The following is a 1311-nucleotide window of genomic DNA, read 5'->3' on the forward strand; positions in this document are numbered from 1 at the left end:
ATACAATACTGTCGCTCCAGGAGCAAACTGATGTCGTGAGCTTAAACTAGTTCTTGATGCAGATGACGTTTTAAGCACAGAAGTTAAAAGAGTGATAACTTCTTCAGCTTCAAATATCACCCCAGCTTTTTTCTGCTCATGAAGGTTAGATGCCTGCTGCTTAAGTAATTCCTCTTTATCTGTAAAGGCTTTTTGAAGTGCATCACCTGACCGGGCAGATAGTTCACCGGGGTGAGAAAAAAGAGCAACAACTGATTTAGGCAATTTGGCGGTGTTGATACAGCGGGTAATAATCTTACGTGAAATATTTTCCGCATCAGCCAGCGCAGAAATATTTCCAGCAAATTCATTCTGCAATCGGCTTGCATAACGCTGACCACGTTCATAAGCACTTGTTGGGCGATAATCGTTACCCAATCTGGATAATGCAGCCATCTGCTCATCATCCAGCTCGCCAACCAGAACACGATAATCACTTTCGGTAAGTGCAGCAGCTTTACGACGGCGACTCCCATCGGCAATTTCTATGACACCAGATACTCTTCGACCGAACGCCGGTGTCTGTTGACCAGTCAGTAGAAAAGAAGGGATGAGATCATCCAGTGCGTCCTCAGTAAGCAGCTCCTGGTCACGTTCATTACCTGACCATACCCGAGAGGTCTTCTCAACACTATCACCCCGGAGCACTTCAAGAGTAAACTTCACATCCCGACCACATACAGGCAAAGTAATGGCATTACCGCGAGCCATTACTCCTACGCGCGCAATTAACGAATCCACCATCGGGGCAGCTGGTGTCGATAACGAAGTATCTTCAACCGGTTGAGTATTGAGCGTATGTTTTGGAATAACAGGCGCACGCTTCATTATCTAATCTCCCAGCGTGGTTTAATCAGACGATCGAAAATTTCATTGCAGACAGGTTCCCAAATAGAAAGAGCATTTCTCCAGGCACCAGTTGAAGAGCGTTGATCAATGGCCTGTTCAAAAACAGTTCTCATCCGGATCTGACCTTTACCAACTTCATCCGTTTCACGTACAACATTTTTTAGAACCATGCTTCCCCAGGCATCCCGAATTTGCTCCTCCATCCACGGGGACTGAGAGCCATTACTATTGCTGTATTTGGTAAGCAAAATACGTACATCAGGCTCGAACCCTTTAAGATCAACGTTCTTGAGCAGATCACGAAGCATATCGAAAAACTGCAGTGCGGAGGTGTAGTCAAACAACTCAGCAGGCGTGGGAACAATCAGCACATCAGCAGCACATACGACATTAATCGTGCCGATACCCAGGTTAGGCCCATCA

The 1311-nt window shown here is 46.1% G+C and carries 2 protein-coding genes; both read right to left on the reverse strand.

The features are described from left to right. Positions 1–867: ParB/RepB/Spo0J family plasmid partition protein (locus AWC02_RS15460; protein ID WP_085129626.1), on the reverse strand; the 867-nt coding region annotated here is incomplete at its 3' end. After that, a partial coding sequence (locus AWC02_RS15465; protein ID WP_085129627.1) for a hypothetical protein occupies positions 867–1311 on the reverse strand: 445 nt, incomplete at its 5' end. The genes AWC02_RS15460 and AWC02_RS15465, both read right to left, overlap by 1 nt.

It is taken from the genome of Mycolicibacter engbaekii, from assembly GCF_002101585.1.
Classification (GTDB): domain Bacteria; phylum Actinomycetota; class Actinomycetes; order Mycobacteriales; family Mycobacteriaceae; genus Mycobacterium; species Mycobacterium engbaekii.